General features: G+C 72.8%; 1 pseudogene. It reads left to right on the plus strand.

The features are described 5' to 3' along the window. Positions 1–577 (plus strand): annotated as a pseudogene (locus KBX53_RS35210) (hypothetical protein); the annotation flags it as partial.

Consider the following 577-nt stretch of genomic DNA (forward strand, 5'->3'; position numbering starts at 1 on the left):
GTCGTCTACGGGCACGCGCTGCGTCTGAAGACCGTCAAGACACTGCTGTTCGGTGACGGCGGCGAATATCAGGAGAGCGCCACCGGCGCGGCTGCCTTCGGCGCGCCACCGGTGCCCGCCGCACAGACCGTCGCGGTGGCCAGGGAGCGCCTGACCGGTGCCGGCTGGCGGGTGTACGACCCTCAGGTGTCCGACCGGGTCGGCTGCGCGGACAAGCTCTGCGCCACCCCGGAGGCGATCAGCGACACCGCGCTGACCGCCCGACGTGGCGACACCATCCTGAATGCCTCGATCTCCTCCCAGACAGCCGTGGACGCCACGTACCTCTCGGTCGAGCTGCACCGGGCGCCGCCGCCCCTGGTGGTCCCCGCCGGAGTGCTCGCCACGGTGCTCGGCGCGGTGGCCGGCTGGATGGTCTTCGGTTGGGTCAGCCGGCGCACCGAGGGGCGTCGACGTCGGGGCGCGGTGAACGGCCTGGTCGGGGTGGCCACGGTGCTGTGGTGGCTGCCGGTGCCGCTGAGCGTCCCCGTCCTGTTGGGGCACCATCGGGACGAGCCACACCCGGCCTGGCATCCGT

Origin of the sequence: Micromonospora sp. M51 (assembly GCF_018070305.1) — a bacterium.
Lineage (GTDB): Bacteria > Actinomycetota > Actinomycetes > Mycobacteriales > Micromonosporaceae > Micromonospora > Micromonospora parva.